Source organism: Escherichia sp. AM3 (genome assembly GCF_032029835.1).
GTDB classification, from domain to species: Bacteria; Pseudomonadota; Gammaproteobacteria; order Enterobacterales; family Enterobacteriaceae; genus Escherichia; species Escherichia coli.
Genome location: NZ_JAVUPQ010000121.1, coordinates 1 through 4,967, shown reverse-complemented (window position 1 = coordinate 4,967; position 4,967 = coordinate 1). Strand labels below are relative to the sequence as shown.

General features: G+C 42.4%; 6 protein-coding genes. All 6 read right to left on the bottom strand.

The genetic code is table 11. The features are described from left to right. A partial coding sequence (locus tag RTW80_RS22315) for a FimD/PapC N-terminal domain-containing protein (RefSeq protein ID WP_312720231.1) occupies positions 1-324 on the bottom strand: 324 nt, incomplete at its 3' end. 66 nt (positions 325-390) lie between these two features. Then, entirely contained in the window at positions 391-1,116 is a 726-nt protein-coding gene (gene fimC, locus RTW80_RS22310; protein WP_000066560.1) for a type 1 fimbria chaperone FimC, read from the bottom strand. A gap of 36 nt (positions 1,117-1,152) precedes the next feature. Beyond that, entirely contained in the window at positions 1,153-1,692 is a 540-nt protein-coding gene (locus RTW80_RS22305) for a fimbrial protein (RefSeq protein ID WP_000824114.1), read from the bottom strand. Positions 1,693-1,756: 64 nt separating this feature from the next. Next, positions 1,757-2,305, bottom strand: coding sequence for a type 1 fimbrial major subunit FimA (gene fimA, locus RTW80_RS22300; protein WP_000695543.1), 549 nt, complete (start codon positions 2,303-2,305; stop codon positions 1,757-1,759). A 445-nt stretch (positions 2,306-2,750) separates the two neighbouring features. Further along, the gene (gene fimE / locus RTW80_RS22295) at positions 2,751-3,347 is read right to left on the bottom strand and encodes a type 1 fimbria switch DNA invertase FimE (RefSeq protein WP_000044711.1); all 597 of its coding nucleotides are present in this window, start codon (positions 3,345-3,347) and stop codon (positions 2,751-2,753) included. A gap of 477 nt (positions 3,348-3,824) precedes the next feature. After that, positions 3,825-4,427 carry a type 1 fimbria switch DNA invertase FimB gene (fimB, locus tag RTW80_RS22290; protein ID WP_000790583.1) on the bottom strand — a complete coding sequence of 201 codons (603 nt, stop codon included), beginning with the start codon at positions 4,425-4,427 and terminating at the stop codon, positions 3,825-3,827. Between the last annotated feature and the right edge of the window lie 540 nt (positions 4,428-4,967).

The window sequence follows — 4,967 nt, the reverse complement described above, 5'->3', positions numbered from 1 at the left end:
GCAGGGAACAATCCCTTGTTCACTGTCGCCCGTATTAAATGTGACATCACGCGTTGCCATATAACCATTATTCAAATAGATATCGACGCGATACGTCCCTGGCGGTAATTCTTGTCCATTTTCAAAACGCGATAAATCAGCCACAGCCTGGGGATCATCCGCTAAAAAGCGCGGGTTAAAATAGAGTTCGGCAGATGACAAAGGTGCCTGTGCGGCAAAAGCACAGGCAACAAAGAGCCGGACAAAAAAACCAGCCAAACGATGCTTACGAATATGCAAGCATTGTGTGTTTCGCTGGTAAAGTCTTAAATTCAGATATGACATTATTCCTCCGGTTTAAAATCACCCGGCAGTCAATTCTTTTTATTCAGGCGAAAAATTCCCCCTGCGTTATTCCATTACGCCCGTCATTTTGGGGGTAAGTGCGCCATAATCATTTATTGTTCGGTAAGTAATATTGCTTCCTGCATCAGAAGGCAATTTAACCGTGCTTTCGCCCATTGGAGGCACCAATGCATTTTCAAGAACCCGGGTTCCGGCATTCAACTCTGTTACCGTCAGGTAATAGGGTGTCGGGTTAATCAGCGTCAGAGAATTCGCGCTACGACGAAATCTTAATTTTTCTGCGGCCTGATCGGGTGGCAACGCTAATTTAGCCGGACGATAGTACAGTTTAATGCGGCTGATAATTGCGAGCTGTAGCGTATTCTCAGTCAATTTTGATTTATCCATTGACGGAATCGCTTTAACGTTCATCCAGAATAAACTTTCCCGGTCCTGTGGCAATTGGTTATTTGTTGCATCAAGAATACGCAAGGTATTCTCTTTTTTTCCCTTCATCGCAAACAGAGGAGGCGTCACGATAAAACGACCATCCTTTACACCATCGGCATTTTCCACCCATGATTGAATTAAATAGGTGCTATTTTCATCATTATTTGTCACGGCAAGTTGCACTTGTTTTTGCCCTGCCGGATAAATTACGCGAGTCGCACCTAAGGCCACTCCCGCTTCAGCGCGTCCGGCAACCATCATTGCCATGAACATCAGGATACCTGCCAGCAAGCAGAATGTTATTTCCTGCGATTTCCTTACATTGACGTTTTTATTACTCACTGTCCTGTTCCTGTTATCACATTATCTGCTGAACAATTACTGATAGGTTAAAGAGAACCAGGCCTGTGCATTGGCGATGCCGCCAGTAACCCGACGCCCGGTAGCACGATATTTGGCGATGAAATGTAGCGAAGTAGAGCCTGAGTAAAGCCGTTTCCAGTTTGCTGGAGGACGATTAATCGGTACGAGGTTTCCTTCATCATCAAACAACGCTACGCCAATATTGGTGGCTATCCCTGGCCCCTCTCCCACGGAAAGCACATCCGGATTTTTACCATCCGCGACACCGTGAAACGCCACACCCACACGTTCACTCACCACCGTGCTACATTCCCGTAAATGAATAACAAAAGGCACCGGTGCGCTATCTTCCCCTACCGCGTGAAACCGGTTACTGCTGATTTGCCCCATATTGACCGTCATTTGTTTATCACCAGCTTCAATCCGGCAAGTTTCCGCAATAATGACGCCCTGAAATTGCATATTTCCGCCGGGCAGCGTGGTATTCCATTTATTTCCGGCCAGAGCAAACATTGGCAGCAACGACGCTAATAGAAATAATCTCTTCCTTTTCATCGTTATTTTTATCACACAAGGGTGGGCATCCCTGCCCGTAATGACGTCCCTGAACCTGGGTAGGTTATTGATACTGAACCTTGAAGGTCGCATCCGCATTAGCAGCACCCGGGGTTGCGGCACCGGTTGCAAAATAACGCGCCTGGAACGGAATGGTGTTGGTTCCGTTATTCAGGGTTGTTTCTGAACTAAATGTCGCACCGTCCAGCGCCAGCGCAGCACCCGTTCTGTCCAGGATCTGCACACCAACGTTTGTTGCGCTACCCGCAGCTGAACTCTGCAGAGCCAGTACATCAGTATGCGTAGCATCAATTGCCGTACCTAAGAAGGCAACAGCGGCTTTTGTGGCAACAGTGGTATCGCAATCATTCAGCTGAATGTTAAAACCAACGGCAGAGCTGGTTGCTCCAGCCTGCTTCAGGCTAGCGGTACGAACCTGGCCTAACTGAACGGTTTGATCAACAGAGCCTGCATCAACTGCGCAAGCGGCGTTAACAACTTCCCCTTTAAAGTGAACGGTCCCACCATTTACCGTCGTAGTATCGGCCAGAGCCGCTGCGGAACTGAGGGACAGAGCCGACAGAACAACGATTGCCAGAGTTTTAATTTTCATGCTGCTTTCCTTTAAAAAACTATTTCTAAATCGACATGGGCAGTCGTTCTGTACACTTTGTTTTGTCAACGAGTTTGACTGCCAACACTGCACAGTTTTCCCATAGAGGAAAGCATCGCGGACAAACTTTTTCAGTTTATTTGTTGGCTTAATATTCTATTGTTATCTTTATTTATAGATGTTTATATTGCATGAGGTGGTTTTTGGAGAGAAGAATGAGGAAGATGCGTCGAGCCACAGAAACGTTAGCTTTACATATAGCGGAGGTGATGTGAAATTAATTTACAATAGAAATAATTTACATATCAAACAGTTAGATGCTTTTTGTCGTTTTTTAATATTTTTATGCTTGAGAAAAAATACGTAACTTATTTATGATATGGACAGTTTGGCCCCAATTGTCTTGTATTTATTTGTTTTTTAACTTTATTATCAATAAGTTAAATCAAACCTCTTCTCTTTTTAATTTTTCGTTTATGAGATTATTTCTTTCCCATAATCCGGCAAAACGAGCAGCATTACTGGCGGTATAACGCACAGTATGGCGAATATTTCGATGCCCGAGATAATCCTGAATTAAACGAGTATCTGCACCACGCTCCGCCAGTTCATAACCGCAAGCATGCCTTAACATATGAGGATGAGTCTGCGTTACGGTTCCAGCTTCAATACCGGCATCGCGAATAATGCGATAGGCCTGCTGGCGAGAAAGCCGACTCCCGCGGCGAGAAATAAATATAGCGTCAGTCCGGTCAGCGCCTTTCCAGTTAGCACGTTCCTGGGTCCAGCGTTCCACGGCTTCACGCTCATCAAAACGTAACGGGTGAACGGTAGAAAATCCGTTCTTCAGTCGGCGAATATTTATTCTACCTTCATTAAGGTCAAGGTCCTGATAATGCAGATCAAGCAGTTCACTAATACGCATCCCATGCCGATATGCCAACAGAATAAGACAATAATCTCTGGCTCCCGTTGCCCCGTAACAAACCGCCTGCATCATGGCCTGAACTTCTTTACCGGTAAGATAACGACGTTTACTCACAATAGTAGTACTCCTAACTGAGATATATTTGAATGAATACCTATAGGAAACCTCAATCGGTCAAAATTAGCCCAATAGATAAAAAGATAACCACACACGGAGTGATGTGGCTATCAGTCAATTACATTAAATATCATACAAAAATAAAATATCACTGATGTGACAACATCTATTTTCATTGATTTGATTCAATATAACAATAGATTGCAGTGGATTAACTTCCAGTTGCTTAAAAAATAAAGAAAAAAGTGCGGAAACAGGAGAATTTAAGTGATGTGTAAATTTATGAATGATTTTGTTTATTTATTTTGAAGAACATAAACCATTGTATTTTGTATGGATATGGTTAACTTAATGTTTATTATGAAAATTAATAATCACACTTACAATAACATCAATTAATAAATGGTTAATCATTTTTGATATATCGTAAGAATAATGTAGTTTTAAACACCATCCCTGGTATCTCAACTATCTCTATAAAACAGCGTGACGCTGTCGTCCTCTGGCTCTATCCCAGATGCCGTAAAAACGCCCTGCATTGCTGGCGGTATACCAGACAGTATGACGAATATTGCGATGCCCAAGATAATCCTGGATAAGTCGCGTATCTATTCCCATATTCGCCAAAGCAAAACCACACGAATGGCGTAACATGTGCGGATGAATCTCCAGTGACAACCCGGCATTACCACCGGAAGTCGAGATAATATGGTAAAACTGTTGCCGAGAAAGCGGATTTCCCTTACGAGATAAAAATACCCACTCGCTCTCAGCATGCGGGTACGAAGTACGGATACTCAACCAGTTTTTTAAAGCCTGAACTTCTTTGTTCAATAGCGGATGCGTTGTTGAAAAGCCTTTTTTTAATCGATGGATATATATACACTTTGCCTTAAGATCAATATCCGAAATCCTCAATCGACAAATTTCACTCGCCCGGAAACCATGAATAAAACAAAGCAAAGTCAGACAATAATTACGTGCTGCATGAGGCCCGGTATTTGCTGCTTTAAGGAGTGATTCGATTTCACTATGGGTCAGGAAGTTCCTTTTTTTGTTATCAGCCTTATTCTTCATCGTTTTTCCCTTAGAATTACAGACGCGCACTAGCTGTGCTGGGTTAGCAATAATCCAACATTTTTATCCTGATTATGTTTATAAAAGCGAACGTTTGCTTAATAACTAACGTAAGTGGACCAGTTCTTCTGAGTGAACTTAAATGGAGTAGCGATAGTTACTTATAATAACTTTGCCATACAAACGCCATGCTCTTGCATGCTATGTACCTTTATATATTTATCAATCGGATACGAATCTAATAATAACCCTCATCATTAATGCAACTAATCTTATCTATATATCATGTGATATGTTCTGTAACAAGTAAAATCAACATAAAAAATTCAGCAAAATTTAATATTCGTTCAACTAGCCGTCTCACATATGACATTATTAGTCAACTCCATTTACCACAAAATGGCTATTTCATGGAACGCAGTAATTTCTTAGTGGCTATTATCAAGCTAATTCTTAGGTCCCTAGGGTGATGCTGCCAACTTACTGATTTAGTGTATGATGGTGTTTTTGAGGTGCTCCAGTGGCTTCTGTTTCTATCAG